Here is an 18914-nt window from a genome sequence, read left to right as displayed (position 1 = left end):
GCACGCTGGGTTCTTAGGAGAGCGGCACCTGGTAACAGGTGTCGCTTATCCGACCCTTCTCTTTTCTGCTCGCGGTTGCGCTCTCTGCGGTTGTGTTTTCTAAAGAAACAGGGCTAAACACAAAAGAGACCTTGAAGGTCTGAAACTCTTTATTGAAGCGTTTTCGGTTATGGATAATAGAGTGCATCTCGACCCCTTTAAGAGAATCAGAACGCTCTAGATTGTCCAACATTGTGGCGAGGCGAGCCGTACTGTCGCTGATACCGGCCATCTCAATCTCCTGACCATTCATCTTTATCTTGTCGACATACACCCCTTCAGGAATCAGCTCCGGCATTAGATTCATAAAGTCGGTGGTCTTATTACGGCCAAGCTGTAACGACTCCACGACATCAAGTCGAGTCAGAATGGCTTTGTGTTCTTGTTCTGCAACTTTTAACGATTGAATTTGTCGGTCGAGCTCGGCAATGTATTGATTAAGATAATTGAGGCGAGCTTGCTGTTTGGCTTGTTGATCTTGAAAATAGTGACCAACCGCCCATTGCCCTGTAAGTGCAATGATGACGCCAAGAATGACTAGGTGAATAAAACGCTTCTTGTGCTGAGCGCGAATCTCATCACGCCACGGCAGCAGGTTAATTTGATGCAACATGCTTCTCTCCTTGCCACTTGAGTCCACTCATCGCCATACCCGCGGCAATGCCGAAATGTTGCCAGTTCATCGGCAGTTGGTGCCGCTTCGCCACCTTGTTCTCAAATAACGATAAAGGATTGAGCGATTCACAACTCATCTGAAAATGGCGCTCTAGATCTTCAACTACCATCGGAATGCTGGCTCCTTCGCCCATCAGACAGATCCCGGATATCGGCTCAAGTGCATTCACTGAGGAATAGAGTTGCAACTGTCGCTTAAGCTTTTCAACCAAATTAACAATAAACCGATGTGTCTCCTCTGCGTTGCCGAACACACCTTCTGTATAACTCGGGCTGTCAGTACCGCGAAGATCTTGAGTACCAAAGGCGATGTCTTTATAGAAAGGTGCTGAATCCTGCGGGATAATGCCTAACGACGTTTGGTCAACTCCCACGTCCACCAGCAACCAGTTACTTTTTTCAGGATAAAGGCGTGAAGCCAACTGCCAAATATTGAGCAGACCATGTGCTTGGGTGTCGATGACAACAGGTTTAAATCCGGCTTTATTTAAAGCATCCGCTCGACTGTCTACAACTTCCTTACGAGTCGCATATATCTGATAGCTAGTTGTCGATCCTTTACCAAATCGTTTGTCTTCCAGCTTTACAAAATCTAAACTCAGCTCCTCGATAGGAAAGGGAGATTGATGAGCAAAGGTTTGATAGATAGAAAACTCCTTTTCTCTGTCTTCTAAATCACTCTCTATTTGCAGTACTTTGCTGATCACCGTGTTATCGGGTACCGAAATGGCGACGTTGCGACAGCCAAAAGGCAGTCCTTTCCTAAGTTCTTTAAGTTTCTTAACAGTTTTCTGATACTCCAAAGTATGGTTAGCTGTAAAAATGTCGTCCGAAATCGGCAGCTCTTTGTATCCCACTAGGGCATACAACTCCCCCACGGGTTTTAGTACCACGGCTTTGATGCTGTGATGATTTATATCTATACCTGTAATTAATGATGAACCCATGTGACCTAGCTCCTGAAGTGCCAAGCATTTCGTTGATTATCTAGGGGTTGTGATTATTAGTTAAATAAGCGTTAATAAACGAAAGCTAAGTTTTTAACCTAGAGTACAAGGGTTTGCTGCTTATCAGCCTTAACTAATCAGGGATTATCCGGTGAAGTTCATAAAGCGATTATTCATATTTACATTGATTTGCATGATTCTTGGAGTCAGTACAATTTTCGGATTTTACTATTACGTAAAACCAGAGTTGCCTGATGTTGCCACTTTGCGTGACGTAGAACTCCAAACGCCAATGCAAGTCTTCAGTCAAGACGGTAAATTGATCTCTCAATTTGGTGAAAAGCGTCGTAATCCAGTGACTTATGACGAGATTCCTCGCCACCTAGTTGAAGCTTTGATTGCTACCGAAGATAGCCGCTTTTACGAGCACCCTGGTATTGATCCAATTGGTATCACTCGAGCAGCACTCGTGGTTGCTATGTCCGGTTCAGCCAAACAAGGGGCAAGTACCATTACTCAGCAGCTTGCGCGTAACTTCTTCTTATCTAATGAGAAAAAGATCATGCGTAAAATCAAAGAGATCTTCATTGCGATCCACATAGAGCAACTTCTGAGTAAAGAAGAAATCATGGAGCTTTACGTAAACAAGATCTTCCTTGGTCACCGTTCATATGGTTTCGGCGCAGCAGCGCGTGTTTATTTTGGTAAGGATCTTCCTGAGCTCACCTTAAGTGAATTGGCTACGCTTGCGGGCATGCCAAAAGCACCTTCAACTATGAACCCTATTTATTCTGTTGAGCGTGCGACCAACCGTCGTAACGTGGTATTACGTCGTATGCTAGACGAAAAATACATCACTCAATCGGAGTACGATGACGCTCGCAGTGAAGAACTTATCTCGAAATATCACGGTGCCGAGATTGAACTGAGCGCACCATATGTAGCAGAAGTTGCACGAGCTTGGATGGTTGAACGCTATGGTGAAGCCGCTTACACATCAGGCATGAAGGTCTACACCACCGTTGATTCAAAACTACAAAAAGCAGCGAACCAAGCAGCGATTAAGAACCTACTTGGCTACGATGAACGTCACGGTTACCGTGGTGCTGAAAAAGTATTATGGCAAACGGCGCAATCGGCTTGGGATCAAAAACAAATCGTTAAGCACCTTAAGTCTCAACCAACCTATGGTGACTTAGTACCAGCAGTTGTAACCGCTGTTGATTCGAAAAGCGCTCAAGTTTGGGTTAAGAACCAAGGCGAAGGCACTATCGAGTGGCAAGGCATGAACTGGGCGCGTAAATTCCTAACGGACAACCGCCAAGGTCCAGCGCCTTCTCAAGCGAAAGAGATTTTGGCTGTTGGTGAGCAAGTTTGGGTTCGCCATGAAGCAGTAACCGGCGATGAAGTATCTGAAGAGCCTACCGAAGAAACAACAACTGAACCTGAAACACCGGTTGTATGGCGACTAAGCCAAGTACCCAATGCGAACACCGCTTTTGTTGCAATGAACCCGAACAACGGCGCGGTATTGTCGATGGTGGGTGGCTTTAACTTTGTTCACAACAAATTCAACCGTGCAACGCAATCTATTCGTCAGGTGGGTTCTGGTATCAAACCATTTATCTACTCAGCAGCGATTGAGAAAGGCTTAACGCTAGCCTCACTGATCAACGATGCGCCTATCAATCAATGGGATAAGAGCCAAGGCACGGCATGGCGACCAAAGAACTCACCACCGACCTATGTGGGTCCAACTCGTTTACGTATTGGCTTAGCTCAATCTAAAAACGTAATGGCAGTACGTGTACTGCGCGAAGTGGGCTTGGATGATACTCGTAACTACCTAACTCGATTTGGTTTTGATATTGACGAAGTACCGCGCTCTGAAACCATTGCTCTGGGTGCGGGTAGCTTAACGCCAATGAAGGTAGCTCAAGGTTACTCAGTATTCGCTAATGGCGGCTACTACGTTGAACCTTTCTACATCAGCCGCATTGAAACACCATTTGGTGAGACTGAATTCCAAGCGACACCGAAAGTAGTGTGTAAAGACGATTGCCAACAGCCAATGACCTCAGATTCAATGGCTGATGAGTTTGCCGAGCAAGATGTGGATGCCCAAGTACAGTACGCACCCCAAGTGATCACTGAGCAGAACGCGTTCCTTGTTCGTGAAATGATGTACAGCAATATCTGGGGCGGCGGTGACTGGAGTGCTGGCACAGGCTGGAATGGTACAGGTTGGCGTGCTCAACCGCTGAAGCGTCGCGATATTGGCGGAAAAACCGGTACCACCAACGATTCGAAAGATACTTGGTACAGCGGTTACGGCCCTGGCATGGTTGCAACGGTATGGGTTGGCTTTGACAACCACAACCGTAACCTAGGTCGAACCAAAGCGAACTCTAACCTTGGTAAAAATCAAATTACAGGTGCAGAAGCGGGCGCTAAAACAGCAGAGCCGGCATGGGTTGATTTCATGGGCACAGCGTTAGCGGGTGTTCCGGCACAACGTAAAGAGCTTCCAGAAAATATCGTTCGCGTTCGTATCGACCGTGAAACTGGCTTACTGACCAACAAGTTCGACAGCTCATCAATGTTCGAGTATTTCGAGAAAGGCACTGAGCCAACCGAGTACATTACTGAACGTTTCAATGATGACATCTACTCAACGTCATCAGGTGAAGCAGTAGAAGAGCTGTTCTAGTTAGGGTTTGTTGAACCAAGTAACATGAACCAACAAAAAGGGTTGATATGTATTCATATCAACCCTTTTTTTGTATCTATAATCAGAGCTATCTACGATTTAAATTACTAAACAGCTTTATCTAATTGAGTTCGGATAGCCTCAGCCAATTGCTCAAAGCGCCCCTTTAACGGAGAGCCCGGTCGGTAGGCAACAACAATGCGACGTGAAGGTGTTGGGTTCACCGCTGGAACGTAACACACACCATCTTTCTGTTTTTCCTTCGGTACCGATAGCTGAGGAAGCAAGGTAATACCTGCCCCTGCCGCCACCATGTTACGCAGCGTTTCTAAGCTGGTCGCTTTAAAGCGCTCATCATCTTTTGCACCCGCAGCAAAACAGAAGCCTAAGGCTTGGTCTCGCAAGCAGTGGCCATCGCCCAGTGCAAGTACGGTTTGTCCATTTAACTGCAGCATATCAACAGTGTCTTGCTTAGCCCACTCATGATCACACGGTACTGCGACGCTTAACGGTTCGTTATACACATCAATCTCTTTGAACGCCGCCGTTTCATCAACTGCAGCCAATACCAAACAATCAAGCTTGCCATCTTCAAGTTGACTCACTAGCTGATGGGTCTGCGCTTCATGCAGGTAAAGCTCAAGATCGGGAAAGCACTCTTTAAGGTGAGGAATGATCTTAGGTAAAATATAAGGGCCAACGGTCGGAATAAAACCAATGTGCATCGGCCCCGTCATCGCTTCACCATGTCCACTTGCCATATCCTTAAAAGTCTTTACTTCATTGAGAATACGCTTGGCTTGTTCAACAAGTTGTAACCCTGATTCTGTAAATATGACCTTCCTTGGACTACGCTCGGTTAACTGAAGTCCAATTTCATCTTCTAGTTTGCGTATTTGACCGCTTAGTGTCGGCTGACTGACAAAGCACGCTTCTGCCGCTTTTCGGAAGTGTTTGTGCTCTGCGAGCGCCACCAAGTATTCAAAGTCACGAATGTTCATGATCAGTCTCTTACCTCTGGTTTAATAAGAACAAGGGGTTTCATAGAAACATTTAAAAGAAAAATGCTCTTGATAGAATTTACCTATCAAAACCATAACATCAAACGATTAGAGCTATCAAAGGATTTGTCTAATAATGGGCTCAACGAAACGAAACAGAGCAAAGAAAAACGTTAAGCTCTGATAGAACAAAATTCAAAATACTATTTAAGGAAATCAATATGTTTGCATCTAAAGAAGGTCAATCAATCCCTCAAGTAACATTCCCAACTCGCCAGGGCGATGCATGGGTTAACGTAACGACGGAAGAGCTATTCAAAGACAAGACAGTTATCGTATTCAGCTTACCAGGTGCGTTTACACCGACATGTTCTTCAAGCCACCTACCTCGTTACAACGAGCTACATTCTGTATTCAAAGATAACGGTGTTGATGACATTCTATGTGTTTCAGTAAACGACACATTCGTAATGAACGCTTGGAAAGCAGACCAAGAAGCTGAAAAAATCACATTCATCCCAGATGGTAACGGTGATTTCACAGACGGTATGGGCATGCTAGTTGAGAAAAACGACATCGGCTTCGGCAAACGTTCATGGCGCTACAGCATGCTGGTTAAAAACGGCGTGGTAGAAAAAATGTTCATCGAAGAAGACGTACCAGGCGACCCGTTCAAGGTTTCTGATGCAGATACTATGCTTAACTACATTGCACCTGAGCACAAAGAGCAAGAGTCAATCACAGTATTCACTAAGCCAGGCTGTCCTTTCTGTATGAAAGCGAAGCAGAACCTAATCGACAAAGGTTTGAACTACGAAGAAGTAGTACTAGGTAAAGACGCGACAACAGTAAGCCTACGTGCAATCTCTGGTCGCACAACGGTTCCACAAGTATTCATCGGTGGCAAACACATCGGTGGTAGCGAAGAACTTGAAGCTTTCCTAGGTTAATGACTTACCATCGATATAAGCCTAATCGTTAAGTTAACTAAGCAATATCAGCTAACCCACCCTCTTGTGGGTTAGCTATTCCAAACACTCTTATCTGAGCTTTGGAAAGAGAATATAGCTTGTGACTCGCCCGTCTTTAACTAACCTATAGTTAGTAACAAGAAGCAGATAGCAATAAAGGCAGAGCTACAAGCTAAACCTAATAAAACAGAATCACAAAACTGACCCGCAATCCTGACTCTTAAAAAATCACCAGAGTTGGAGGGGTTCGTTCAAACTAAATTTAGCTATTGCGAGAAAATTATTATGAAACAAGTCAATGTAGATGTAGCAGTTATCGGGGGCGGTACGGCAGGTTTAGGTTCTTACCGCGCTGCAAAAGCACACACTGACAGTGTTGTGATGATTGAAGGCGGCCCTTACGGTACAACCTGTGCTCGTGTTGGTTGTATGCCATCTAAACTGCTTATTGCAGCGGCTGAAAGTGTACACCAAATTGAGAAAGCTCCGGCTTTTGGCGTTCACCCACAAGGTGATATCGTGATTAACGGCCGTGAAGTAATGGACCGAGTGAAGTTTGAACGTGACCGTTTTGTTGGTTTTGTTTTAGAAGGTGTTGATGAAATCCCAGAACAAGACAAGATTTCTGGCTACGCAAAGTTCTTAGATGACAACACGCTACAAATCGATGACCACACAGTTGTGACGGCTAAGCGTATTGTTATCGCAACAGGTTCTCGCCCTGCATACCCTGCAGTTTGGAATGAACTTGGCGACCGTCTAATCATTAATGATGACGTATTCAGCTGGGATGATTTACCAGAATCAGTGGCAGTATTTGGCCCGGGCGTTATTGGCCTAGAGCTTGGTCAGTCACTGCACCGCTTGGGTGTAAAAACAAAACTGTTCGGTTTAGGTGGTCAAGTAGGCCCGGTAACCGACCCAGAGATCATGGCTTACGCAGACAAAGCCTTCAATGAAGAATTCTACCTTGATGCCGACGTAAAAATCGAAAGCATGAAACGTATTACTACTGACTCGGGTGAAGATCGCGTCGAGATCCAGTTCATCAATAAACAAGGTGAACTAGAAACTAACGTCGTTGAATATGTACTTGCAGCAACAGGTCGTCGTCCAAACACTGATAAGCTTGGCCTAGAGAATACCTCTCTAGAACTTGATGAACGTGGTGTTCCTATCGCAGACCACTACACACTACAAACATCGCTACCATCAGTATTTATTGCCGGTGACGCAAGTAACCAACTGCCTCTACTGCATGAAGCAGCAGACCAAGCACGTATTGCGGGTGATAACGCAGGTCGCTTCCCAGAGATTCGTGCAGGCCTACGCCGTTCTAAAATCTCAGCGGTATTCTCTGACCCACAAATCGCGATGGTTGGTGAAACTTACAAAGAGATCACCACACGCTTAGGCACATGTGGTTGTTTCGCAACAGGTGAAGTGTCTTTCGAGAACCAAGGTCGTTCACGAGTGATGCTGCGCAACAAAGGTATTCTGCACGTATACGGCGAGCAAGGTACAGGCCGCTTCCTTGGTGCTGAAATGATGGGACCAAACGCAGAACACTTGGCTCACCTATTAGCTTGGGCACACCAGAACAAGATGACGGTTTCTGAAATGCTAGACATGCCGTTCTACCACCCAGTGATTGAAGAAGGTGTGCGAACAGCGCTACGTGACCTGAATGCGAAACTGCACCTTGGTCCAGAGATGGTGAAACACTGTCTAGATTGTGGCCCTGGTTGTTAATCTCAGGCTATCGTTAGCAATGAGCAAACGCTAGATACTAAAAAGGAAAGCCATTGGCTTTCCTTTTTGTTTTTGGCAACGAGCAAATAACAGATTCCCGATTACGCTCCTTCGTCGCTTTCGGGAATGACGTAACTTTTAACGCACATCTGAGCCGAAGCCAATCAGTGTGATGGTAGTTTTAAAAACGCATCTAAGCTGAAGCAGACCAAAGTGACGCATCAGCTAAACCAAAACTTAACCGTCATTCCAGAACCGCGGGACGAGGTATCTGGGATCTCTTGAAGCCATTGCGTCACTAAAAGCTTTAAGCAATTACTTCTCAGCAGCAATCACAGAGATCTCAACAAGTAGCGCTTCACGAGCCATATCACCCGTTACACATGCGCGAGCTGGAGCGTGACCTTCAGGAACCCATGCATCCCAAACTGCGTTCATTTCTTGGAAGTCTTTCATGTCTTTCAAGTAAATCGTTGCTGACAGCATGTGCTCTTTATCACTGCCCGCTTGCTCAAGTAGGGTCTCCACTTTATCTAGCATCGTTTGTGTTTGTTCTGTGATGTCTTTAGTTGCATCAGCACACACTTGGCCACATAGGTAGATAGTGCCGTTGTGTTTAACAATACGGCTCATGCGTTGTTTGGTTTCTTGGCGCTCAATCATCGACTTTCTCTCTCTGTGTCACCGTGATCCAATATCTTGTGACGTGGTATTATCAAGGCAACAAGCATAACGCGAATCAAACCCAAGATGACATGCATTCATTGCAATAAAAGTGAAAAAATCCGTAACAAACTCGGTCGCTGCCAACGTTGTATGAACCAACTGATGGTGTTGTCGATTTTAAGTTGGGGAGTGTGGTGGTTATTTTTCAAAGAAGACCCAAAAACCATCAATGCCATCGCCTTGATGATGGCCGCGTTGGCATTCAGTAGTTTGCTGTCACTGCATTGGATAATGAAATTTGTCGTGCTTCCTTTGAGGAAAAAGAAGCGTTAGCAGAGAGGCTTTATTAGATAAACGAAAATGGCTAGATGTTCGATTCAATGACCCAATAGTGCTTCGATTTAACAACCGCTCCTCATTTCCCAAACAACAGATAGAAAAAAGCCCCAGAACCAATCGATTCTAGGGCTTTCTTAGAAAATTCTAAGAAAAAGCAGTGGTACTTTAATAGACCGGACTTTTCTTAGTTTGTTCCCAAAAAAGATCAGATTTTTGATCTTTTTTTTAGGGGCTATAAAATCAATACCTTATGCAACATTCACCTTTGCGATGATCTGTTCAACCAAGTTCACTTCCAACGCCACTTCATCACATGCATGTTGGCGAGGACACTGATCACAATCTTTCAGTACCTTCTCAGGCAACAGAGATTTTGATGTTGGTAAGAAGTCATGCTTCATAAAGAACTCTGGGGTACGAGTCAGCACAAACACCTTCTTGATCGCCATTTGTCGCGCTTTATCAACCAAGTGCTGCACAATCGCGGTGCCCTGCCCTTGGCCTTGCCAACCAGCTTCAACACCTAACGAACGGATTTCCGCTAAGCCAGAGTCATACACATAGAGTGACGCACAACCTGTCACCTCACCATGATGCTCTGCGACGGCAAACGAACCAATATCACGCACCAGTTCATTACGAGAACGAGGCAGGTTTTCACCCATATTCGCCCAGTAGGCCACCATGCCTTCCAACGCTTCAATATCGGTCAGACGAGCAGAACGAACCTTAACGATAGAAGTATCACGCTGTGATAAACGCTTCTCTGCTTGGTCAACCGCGTAAGCCACTTGTTGTGGTGAGACACCGCCTAGCGCACTACGTTTTTCAAGACACGATTCAATGGTCAGGATGTCATACACATCCTCTTCAATCACCTCAGAGAACTCTTTCATCTCTGCGATGGTTAACTCTTCTAATGCGCAGCCTTTAGCAATAGCTGCGACGACTGTTACACCAACAATGTGGTGAGCTTCACGGAAAGGAATGCCTTTCGCTACTAAGTAATCAGCCAATTCTGTTGAGTTCGCATAACCTTGCTTCGCTGCTTCAAGTGTACGTTCGCCGTTCACTTTAATGCCATCAAAACAAAGAGCAGCCATTTCCATACAATCATTCCAAGTATCTAAAGCGTCGAACAGACCTTCTTTATCTTCTTGCATGTCTTTGTTGTACGCCAAAGGCAGAGCTTTTACAGTCATCATCATTGCAGCTAATGAACCGTACACACGGCCAGTTTTGCCACGGATTAGCTCTAGCGCATCTGGGTTTTTCTTTTGTGGCATCAGAGATGAACCTGATGTCACGGTATCTGCTAACTCGATGAAGTTCGATTCACCCGAGTTGTAGAAAATCATATCTTCTGCAAGACGCGAAAGGTGAAGCATTGAGATAGATGCAATCGACATCAGCTCCATCACATGGTCACGGTCAGAAACTGAATCTAGAGAGTTACGCGTTGCACGATGGAAACCTAAGTTGTGAGCTAACTCTTCACGGTCCATCGGGTAAGCAGTTCCAGCAAGGGCACCAGAACCCAGCGGACATGTATCTAGACGCTTAATCGCATCATTCAAACGAGAATAATCACGCTCAAGCATTTCAACGTAAGCCAAGCACCAGTGAGCAAAAGTTACCGGCTGAGCACGTTGTAAGTGAGTGTAGCCAGGAAGCACGGTTTCTTGATGCTGAGAAGCGACGTTCACCATTTGGCTTTGTAGGCGATCCAATGCAAGTAGCAGTTGGTTACCTTGCTGACGACACCATAGTTTAAGGTCTGTCGCCACTTGGTCATTACGAGAACGGCCAGTGTGAAGTTTTTTGCCCAAGTCACCGACTTTGCCGATAAGTTGTTGCTCGACCCAGCTGTGAATATCTTCTGCATCAGAACGTAGAATCTGTTCAGGGTCTTCCATCACCTCAAGTTTTAGCTCATTCAACGCTAACTCAAGCTTCTGTTGCTCTTCTTCGGTTAATACGTTGACCGACAGTAGAGCTTTAGACCAGGCAATTGAGCCCACAATGTCTTGCTCAGCCAATCGGTAATCAAAACGAAGAGAATCGTTAAAATCTTTAAACCGGGTGTCTGCTGCTTGGGTAAATCTACCGCCCCATAATGCCATTGTGTATCTCCTAATTGCACAGTGCTCACTGTTTTTGCAAATGATAATTCTGATTAAAATTCAGTATTTTTCTGATGGTTTAAACTTACGGCAATTCAAAATGAAAATAAAGTATTAATTCATTATTTTCACATATTTATTCACCAATAGTTCAATCCATTGATTATTTTTAGCGTGGAGCGCGAATTATATGCCATCCGATAGGAAAAACCGAAGCTGATTTATTCGGCAAATAGAAAGTAAAAAGCCCACTCACTAATCAATAGTGAATGGGCTTTGCATAATAATGTCTGTTTACTGGCCTTCAACCTTTCGCTAAAGGCTAGCTCACTAACTCATTGTTCGGATTACTTTTGGCTATTCAGAGCACGGATACGGCTTGATAGCGAGTAAAGACGGATGAAGCCTTCAGCGTGGCTTTGGTCGTAAACTTCATCTTCACCAAAGGTTGCAAACTCTTCTGAGTACAGGCTGTTGTCAGAACGCTTCTGAGTCACCGTTGCATGGCCTTTGTAAAGTTTGATAACCACTTCGCCGTTAACGTCTTGTGCTAGTTCTTCTGTTGCCGCAAGAATTGACTTACATAGCGGAGTGAACCAACGACCATCGTATACAAGGTGAGAAGCTTTAACACCTAGCTCTTCACGGAATTCAAATGCTGCTTTATCAAGAACCAGTTGCTCTACTGCACGCAGTGCTTCCATCATGATTGTGCCACCTGGAGTTTCGTAACAACCACGAGACTTCATACCAACAAGACGGTTCTCTACGATATCGATACGACCAACACCGTGTTTAGCACCTTTCTCGTTTAGGTAAACCAGCGCGTTGTATGGCGTCATTGTTTCGCCGTCAACCGCAACCACTTCACCTTTTTCAACTTTAAGCGTCACTGTTTCAGATTCGTTTGGCGCTTGCTCTGGGTCTACAGTCCAAGCCCAGCAATCTTCATCAGGGGCATTCCATGTATTTTCTAGTACGCCACCTTCTGTAGAGATGTGCCATGCGTTTGCATCACGCGAGTAAATCTTAGTTAGAGAAGCGGTACAAGGGATGTTACGCTCAGCTAGGTAGTCTAGACACTCTTCACGGCTCACTAGATCCCATTCACGCCAAGGCGCAATTACGTGTAGGTCTGGTGCGAGGGCAGCAAATGCACCTTCAAAACGAACTTGGTCATTCCCCTTACCTGTACAGCCGTGACACAGTGCGTCTGCACCTACTTTACGTGCAACTTCAACCTGAGCTTTCGCAATGATTGGACGAGCCATTGAAGTACCTAACAAGTATTTGCCTTCGTAGTAAGCACCCGTTTTTAGTGTTGGGTAGATGTAATCTGCCACCATCTCTTCTTTAAGGTCAGCGATGTAACACTCAGAAGCACCAGATGCTTTTGCTTTCTCTTCAATACCAATCAGCTCTTCATCGCCTTGGCCTACATCTGCAACAAATGCGATAACTTCGCAATCATAGTTCTCTTTCAACCATGGAATAATTACTGATGTGTCTAGACCGCCAGAGTAGGCTACTACAACTTTCTTTACGTTAACTTTGCTCATTTTCTTTCTCCTAGTTTCCATACTGCACATGGCGGTCAGCGTTGGAAATGACTTCATTATTATGTGTTAAATTTATTTGTCTAAATTCTTTAAGTAGTAACTCGTTGTGAGGTCTACTGAGGTAAAAACTGCGTTCCTATGCTTTTACCTGAAAACAGCTGTGTTAGCTTTTCTGGGTATCGCCAAGTGGCAACTTCGATTGGTCGTCCAAGGTCGTTAGCGGCTTCTAGTGCGGCTTGAACCTTAACGATCATGCCATCGGTAATCACTTTGCCTGTAATAAGGTCATCAGCTTGTTGTTGATTAAGGCTTGGAATCAGGTGACCTTTGCCATCCAACACACCGCTTACATCAGAAAGCAGTACCAATTCAGCATCAAGCGCGCCAGCTACAGCTACAGCAGCTTGGTCTGCATTGACGTTCATCAGTTGGCCTTGCTCAGTCAGACCAATTGAGCTAATGATTGGCAGTGCGCCCGTATTAAGAATCGCTTGCAGAACGGTTGAGTCGCCCGGCTCCGCTTTTCCTACCGCGCCCAGTTCAGGGTTCAGTTCGCTCACTTTGCATAAACCACCATCTGCAAGGCTCAAACCAACGGCATTGATACCGTCTTTAATTGCCTGACCTTGAAGTAGTTTGTTGGCCGTGCCCGCTAGCGCGCCAGCGATAACAGGGATCTGATCATAAGGAGTAACACGTAGCCCCTCTTTCTTAACTGTTTCGAGGTTCAACTTATTCATCAAATCATCAACAAGGTAACCGCCGCCGTGAACAATCACGATTGGTCGCTGTGCCTGTTGTTGGTAAGCTGAAATCGCACCAAATAACTTGCTAAGTGTTTCACCACAAGATAGCGCAGCGCCACCTAACTTTATGATTAATGGTTGATTATTAAGGCTCATATCTAGATTCCCTTACACTAACGCAGTTAATGGCGCAAAACCATAACGTAAATTTAAACACTGCATCGCTTGGCTAGATGCACCCTTTAACAAGTTATCAATCGCCGAAACAACGATGATGTGCTGACCTTGTACCTTCCAGCCTAAATCGCAGAAAGGTGTCTGTTCTACATCTTGAATTCTTGGCAATGTCTCTTCGAGCAATCTCACGGCTGGCTTACCTTGATAAGCTTGCTCGAAGGCATCTTGTATCTGTTGTTCTGTCACACCGTCAGCCAGTTTCATGGTAATGGTCGCTAAAATGCCACGCTTAAAGTTGCCGAGGTGCGGGGTGAAAATCACATCACATCCTAAATGTGCGACCATTTCAGGTTGATGACGGTGATTGAAGACGCCATAAGCTTGCAGGCTCACTTCGCAGAAGCTGTTAACCATGGTCGCCTTGCGGCCTGCACCAGTCACACCGCTGGTTGCGTTAATCACTGGCCATTGGTTCTCATCAAGTAACTTGGCTTCAACCAAAGGCTTAATCGCCAGTTGTGATGCCGTTGGGTAACAACCCGCTACCGCAACAAGCTGAGCTTCTTTTATTTCTTGTTCGTTCCATTCCGCTAAACCGTAAGCCGCTTTGTCTAGCCATTGTTCGTGTTGATGTTCAAAACCGTAAAACTCTTGATAGAAGTTTTCACCTTTAACTCTGAATGCACCCGATAGGTCGAAAACTTGGCAATCGTTCTCTAGAAAAATGGGCGCTAGGTCGTGACTGACTTCGTGTGCCGTTGCTAGAAAAATCACATCAGACTGTTTAGCCACTTCTTCCGGATTTGTTAAAGGTTGTACTGGCATATCAATCAGGCCAGCTAACTTACCGTGCAGTGCAGCGATAGGTTTGCCCGCATCTACACTATTGGCTGAGACATATAAACCTGATAGCGTGAGCTCAGGGTGTCTGTTTATCATTAGAGCCAGTTCTGCTCCTGTATAGCCGCTTGCACCAATGATCGTGGTTTTCAACATCTCAACACATCCATTCTTGAGGTAAGTTATATTTCAAATTTGACTATTCATACTTAATTTTTAGCTATATTTGATTTCTTATGCATTAAATATGATTTAATATGTTTTTTACCGACTTATGGTTTTCCTGTCAATAGTAGAAGTGAAGATATTATGCAATTACCGAGTTTCCTTGAGGTCTATAAAGGCCTAATTTCCACCGACTCCATTAGCTCAACAGATCCAAGCTGGGATCATGGCAACGAGAAAGTGATCGAAAAAATGGCTCAATGGTTTAAAGACGTAGGCTTTAGCGTTGAGGTCGTGGAAGTCGAACCCGGCAAGCATAATATGGTCGCAAAGATGGGTTCTGGCGAAGGGGGCTTATTGCTTGCAGGACACAGCGACACCGTGCCATTCGATGAAGGACGTTGGAACTTCGACCCTCACGCATTGACAGAACACAACAACCGCTTCTACGGATTAGGCACCGCCGATATGAAAGGCTTTTTTGCCTTCGTTTATGAAGCTGCTAAGAAAATGGATTGGAGCAAGCAAACCAAGCCGCTTTATGTTTTAGCTACGTGTGACGAAGAAACCACTATGCTAGGTGCACGTCATTTCACTGAAAATGCGCCGTTTAAACCGGACTACTGCATTATTGGTGAGCCGACCAGCCTAGTGCCTATTCGCGGTCATAAAGGTCACGTCGCTAATGCTGTGCGAGTAACGGGTAAATCAGGTCACTCTTCTGATCCTGCATTAGGCGTTAACGCCATCGAGATCATGCATGAAGTGCTGTTTGCTTTAATGCAGCTGCGTGACAAGTTAGTCAAAGAGTACCATCACCCGGGTTTCGCGATTCCAAGCCCTACTCTAAATCTTGGGCATATTCACGGAGGAGATAGCGCTAACCGAATCTGTGGTTGTTGTGAATTACACTACGACGTTCGTCCTTTACCGGGCATCAGCTTAGATGGTTTGGATAACATGCTACGCAGCGCGCTCAAGGAAGTAGAAGCAAAATGGCCGGGCAGGATTGAGATTACTCCCCTGCATGAGCCGATTCCGGGTTACGAATGTCAGCACGATCATCCATTTATCGGTGGCATGGAATCAGTGTGTGAAACCGAATCTCAAACTGTGAACTATTGTACTGAAGCACCTTTCCTTCAGGAGTTATGTCCAACCTTAGTGTTAGGCCCAGGCTCAATCGACCAAGCTCACCAACCGGATGAGTTCTTAAGCTTCGATTTTATTGACCCTACAATTGATGTTCTGAGTAAATCGATCCGTAAATATTGTTTCTAGTTATTACTTTCCTTCCGATATTTTCATATAAAAGCCACCCGAAAAGGTGGCTTTTATTCTGTTATCCCTGACACAGCCCGATCTTGTAATTAAATTTCACTTTTTCCCTAAGTTTTGAAAAATTTACTTCTCCCGCATTTTTAAACCTAATAATTGCAAACTTAGAATGCTTTATTTGACTAGATACAGCACTTTTCGCTAGATTGTGTACTTAACAAGGAACAATGGATGTAATTTTTTTACGAGGCAGGATGACAATGAACGAGAAATACGCCGCTCTCAAGAGTAACGTAAGCATGCTAGGACGCTTGCTAGGTAACACAATCCAAGATGCACATGGTGACGTTATCTTAGAGAAAGTGGAGACTATCCGTAAACTTTCCAAATCCGCCCGCGCAGGCAACAAAGCTGACCGTGACAGCCTAGTTGAAGAAATCAAAAACCTGCCGAACGAACAACTCACTCCTGTTGCTCGTGCATTTAACCAATTTCTCAACCTCACCAACATGGCAGAGCAATACCATACGATCTCTCGCCACTGTGAGGAGCATGTTTGTGAACCAGATGTGCTGCAATCTCTATTTTCCAAATTAAATCAGAATGACATCAGCAAGCTAGACGCGGCTCAAGCCGTTCGCGACCTGAACATTGAACTCGTTCTGACTGCACACCCAACAGAAATCACTCGTCGCACCATGATCAACAAGCTGGTAAAGATCAACGAGTGTCTGTCTAAATTAGAATTAAGCGACCTATCACACAAAGAGCGTGTGAAAACCGAACGCCGCCTAGAGCAACTTATTGCTCAAGGTTGGCACTCTGATGTAATTCGTCAGCAGCGCCCAACGCCACTTGATGAAGCTAAGTGGGGCTTTGCGGTTGTCGAAAACTCACTTTGGGAAGCTGTGCCTGATTTCCTACGTGAAATGGATGGTCGATTAAAAGGTTACCTTGGTGAAGGCCTGCCAATTGATGCGCGCCCTGTTCATTTCTCATCTTGGATGGGTGGTGACCGCGATGGTAACCCATTCGTAACGCACACCATCACTAAAGAAGTACTGCGTCTGTCTCGCTGGAAAGCCGCTGATCTATACCTAGGTGACGTGAACGAGTTGATTACCGAACTGTCGATGACCAAGTGTAATGATGCCGTTCGTGAATTGGCTGGCGATGAGCACGAAGCTTACCGTGCAATCCTGAAGAGCCTACGTACTCTGCTCAACAACACGCTAAAAGTGCTTGATGCAAAACTGCATGACGCAGAAGTACCGAAGAAAGAAACTCTCCAGAACATAGACCAACTTTGGACACCACTTTACGCATGTTACCAATCACTGCACGAATGTGGCATGGGCGTAATCGCGGACGGTTCTCTACTTGATACGCTACGCCGCCTAAAAGCATTCGGCGTGCATTTGGTTCGTCTCGATGTTCGTCAAGAAAGTACTCGTCACTCAGATGTGCTATCTGAATTGACTCGCTACCTAGGCATTGGTGATTACGACCAATGGAGCGAGCAAGATAAGGTTGCTTTCTTAACCAATGAATTAAGCTCAAAGCGCCCACTGTTACCACGCGACTGGGAGCCATCTGAGCAGGTCAAAGAGGTTTTAGACACCTGTAAGGTCGTTGCTGCTCAACCTCGAGAAGCCTTTGGTGCTTACGTGATCTCTATGGCTCGTACTGCGTCGGATGTATTGGCTGTACATTTGCTTCTACAAGAATGTGGTTGCCCGTACCGCATGGACGTATGTCCATTGTTCGAAACGCTAGACGACTTGAACAACTCAGAAGCGGTAATGAAACAGCTAATGAGCATCGATTTATACCGTGGCTTTATCCAGAACCACCAAATGGTGATGATCGGATATTCTGACTCAGCTAAAGATGCCGGTGTAATGTCTGCAGGCTGGGCGCAATACGATGCAATGGACAAGCTAGTTAAGGCTTGTGAAGAAGAAGGCATTGAACTGACTCTATTCCACGGTCGTGGTGGTACGGTTGGTCGTGGTGGTGCGCCAGCGCACGCAGCTCTTCTTTCTCAGCCACCTAAAAGCTTGAAAGGCGGCTTACGTGTAACTGAACAAGGCGAAATGATCCGCTTTAAACTTGGCTTGCCAGATGTTGCAGTTAATAGCTTCAACCTATACGCAAGTGCTATTCTAGAAGCGAACCTTCTGCCACCACCAGAGCCAAAACAAGAATGGCGCGACCTAATGGAAGTGCTGTCTGAAGTATCTTGCGAAGCTTACCGCAACGTCGTTCGTGGTGAAGAGAAGTTTGTTCCTTACTTCCGCCAAGCGACGCCAGAGCTAGAGTTAGGCAAGTTACCTCTTGGTTCTCGTCCTGCGAAACGTAACCCGAACGGCGGCGTAGAAAGCCTACGTGCGATCCCATGGATCTTCTCATGGAGCCAAAACCGTTTGGTACTTCCTGCATGGTTAGGCGCTGGTGAAGCGATTCAATACTCTGTCGATCAAGGCCATCAAGCGCTACTTGAAGAGATGTGTCGTGAATGGCCATTCTTCTCGACTCGTCTAGGTATGTTGGAAATGGTGTACTCGAAGTGCAACATGGAAATCGCTAAGTACTACGACCAGCGACTTGTTGACGAAGAGCTATTACCTCTGGGTGAGTTACTGCGTGAACAGCTGCAAAAAGACATCAAAGCGGTGCTAAATGTAGAAAATAACGAGAACTTGATGCAAAGCGACCCTTGGGGACTTGAGTCAATTCGTCTGCGTAACATCTATGTTGAGCCACTAAACATGCTTCAAGCGGAACTGCTTTACCGTACTCGTAAGTGTGAAACACCACCAGCAGAGCTAGAAGAAGCGCTAATGGTGACGATTGCAGGTATTGCAGCAGGTATGCGAAACACTGGTTAATTAGTGATTCCATCTACAAAACAAACAAAAGGTCG

14 protein-coding genes are annotated in these 18914 nt (G+C 45.5%); 6 read left to right on the top strand and 8 right to left on the bottom strand.

Features of this window, described 5'->3' with window-relative positions; genetic code table 11:
- Positions 1–13 precede the first annotated feature (13 nt).
- Together ACED28_RS07760 and pilM are read right to left on the bottom strand one after the other, a co-directional pair.
- Positions 14–652: a PilN domain-containing protein gene (locus ACED28_RS07760; protein WP_371709590.1), complete on the bottom strand. Its 639-nt coding sequence runs from the start codon at positions 650–652 to the stop codon at positions 14–16.
- The gene (gene pilM / locus ACED28_RS07755) at positions 636–1661 is read right to left on the bottom strand and encodes a type IV pilus assembly protein PilM (protein WP_371709589.1); all 1026 of its coding nucleotides are present in this window, start codon (positions 1659–1661) and stop codon (positions 636–638) included. The genes ACED28_RS07760 and pilM overlap by 17 nt, the downstream gene beginning before the upstream one ends.
- Positions 1662–1812: 151 nt before the next feature.
- Between pilM and ACED28_RS07750 the strand changes: the two genes are divergently transcribed.
- Complete coding sequence (locus ACED28_RS07750; RefSeq protein ID WP_371702132.1) at positions 1813–4371, top strand: penicillin-binding protein 1A; 2559 nt, start codon at positions 1813–1815, stop codon at positions 4369–4371.
- A gap of 107 nt (positions 4372–4478) precedes the next feature.
- On the opposite strand, the gene oxyR is transcribed toward ACED28_RS07750, so the two are convergent.
- Positions 4479–5372, bottom strand: a complete 894-nt coding sequence (gene oxyR, locus ACED28_RS07745) for a DNA-binding transcriptional regulator OxyR (RefSeq protein WP_017103618.1) — start codon at positions 5370–5372, stop codon at positions 4479–4481.
- 221 nt (positions 5373–5593) lie between these two features.
- On the opposite strand from oxyR, the gene ACED28_RS07740 reads away from it, so the two are divergent.
- Positions 5594–6322 carry a glutathione peroxidase gene (locus ACED28_RS07740; RefSeq protein ID WP_009848898.1) on the top strand — a complete coding sequence of 243 codons (729 nt, stop codon included), beginning with the start codon at positions 5594–5596 and terminating at the stop codon, positions 6320–6322.
- A gap of 306 nt (positions 6323–6628) precedes the next feature.
- The gene (locus tag ACED28_RS07735) at positions 6629–8095 is read left to right on the top strand and encodes a dihydrolipoyl dehydrogenase (RefSeq protein WP_135382439.1); all 1467 of its coding nucleotides are present in this window, start codon (positions 6629–6631) and stop codon (positions 8093–8095) included.
- Positions 8096–8410: 315 nt separating this feature from the next.
- Here the strand turns inward: ACED28_RS07735 and ACED28_RS07730 are convergent, their stop codons facing one another.
- Positions 8411–8758: a RidA family protein gene (locus ACED28_RS07730; RefSeq protein ID WP_017073714.1), complete on the bottom strand. Its 348-nt coding sequence runs from the start codon at positions 8756–8758 to the stop codon at positions 8411–8413.
- A gap of 87 nt (positions 8759–8845) precedes the next feature.
- Here ACED28_RS07730 and ACED28_RS07725 point away from each other — a divergent pair, with 87 nt between their 5' ends.
- The gene (locus tag ACED28_RS07725) at positions 8846–9094 is read left to right on the top strand and encodes a DUF3624 domain-containing protein (RefSeq protein WP_371709588.1); all 249 of its coding nucleotides are present in this window, start codon (positions 8846–8848) and stop codon (positions 9092–9094) included.
- A gap of 254 nt (positions 9095–9348) precedes the next feature.
- On the opposite strand, the gene argH is transcribed toward ACED28_RS07725, so the two are convergent.
- The 4 genes from argH to argC all read right to left on the bottom strand — a co-directional run bounded on the left by argH (position 9349) and on the right by argC (position 14701).
- Complete coding sequence (gene argH, locus ACED28_RS07720) at positions 9349–11223, bottom strand: argininosuccinate lyase (RefSeq protein WP_009848895.1); 1875 nt, start codon at positions 11221–11223, stop codon at positions 9349–9351.
- A gap of 347 nt (positions 11224–11570) precedes the next feature.
- Entirely contained in the window at positions 11571–12782 is a 1212-nt protein-coding gene (locus ACED28_RS07715; protein ID WP_192889519.1) for an argininosuccinate synthase, read from the bottom strand.
- A gap of 113 nt (positions 12783–12895) precedes the next feature.
- Positions 12896–13684, bottom strand: a complete 789-nt coding sequence (gene argB, locus ACED28_RS07710) for an acetylglutamate kinase (RefSeq protein WP_371709587.1) — start codon at positions 13682–13684, stop codon at positions 12896–12898.
- A gap of 12 nt (positions 13685–13696) precedes the next feature.
- The gene (gene argC / locus ACED28_RS07705) at positions 13697–14701 is read right to left on the bottom strand and encodes an N-acetyl-gamma-glutamyl-phosphate reductase (protein ID WP_102258061.1); all 1005 of its coding nucleotides are present in this window, start codon (positions 14699–14701) and stop codon (positions 13697–13699) included.
- A 153-nt stretch (positions 14702–14854) separates the two neighbouring features.
- Between argC and argE the strand changes: the two genes are divergently transcribed.
- Together argE and ppc are read left to right on the top strand one after the other, a co-directional pair.
- Positions 14855–15991: an acetylornithine deacetylase gene (gene argE, locus ACED28_RS07700; RefSeq protein WP_009848891.1), complete on the top strand. Its 1137-nt coding sequence runs from the start codon at positions 14855–14857 to the stop codon at positions 15989–15991.
- A gap of 251 nt (positions 15992–16242) precedes the next feature.
- Positions 16243–18879, top strand: a complete 2637-nt coding sequence (gene ppc / locus ACED28_RS07695) for a phosphoenolpyruvate carboxylase (protein WP_371709586.1) — start codon at positions 16243–16245, stop codon at positions 18877–18879.
- The last annotated feature ends 35 nt before the right edge of the window (positions 18880–18914 follow it).

Origin of the sequence: Vibrio sp. 1F253, assembly GCF_041439295.1 — a bacterium.
Classification (GTDB): domain Bacteria; phylum Pseudomonadota; class Gammaproteobacteria; order Enterobacterales; family Vibrionaceae; genus Vibrio; species Vibrio tasmaniensis_A.
This window is presented reverse-complemented; position numbering and strand designations above follow the sequence as displayed.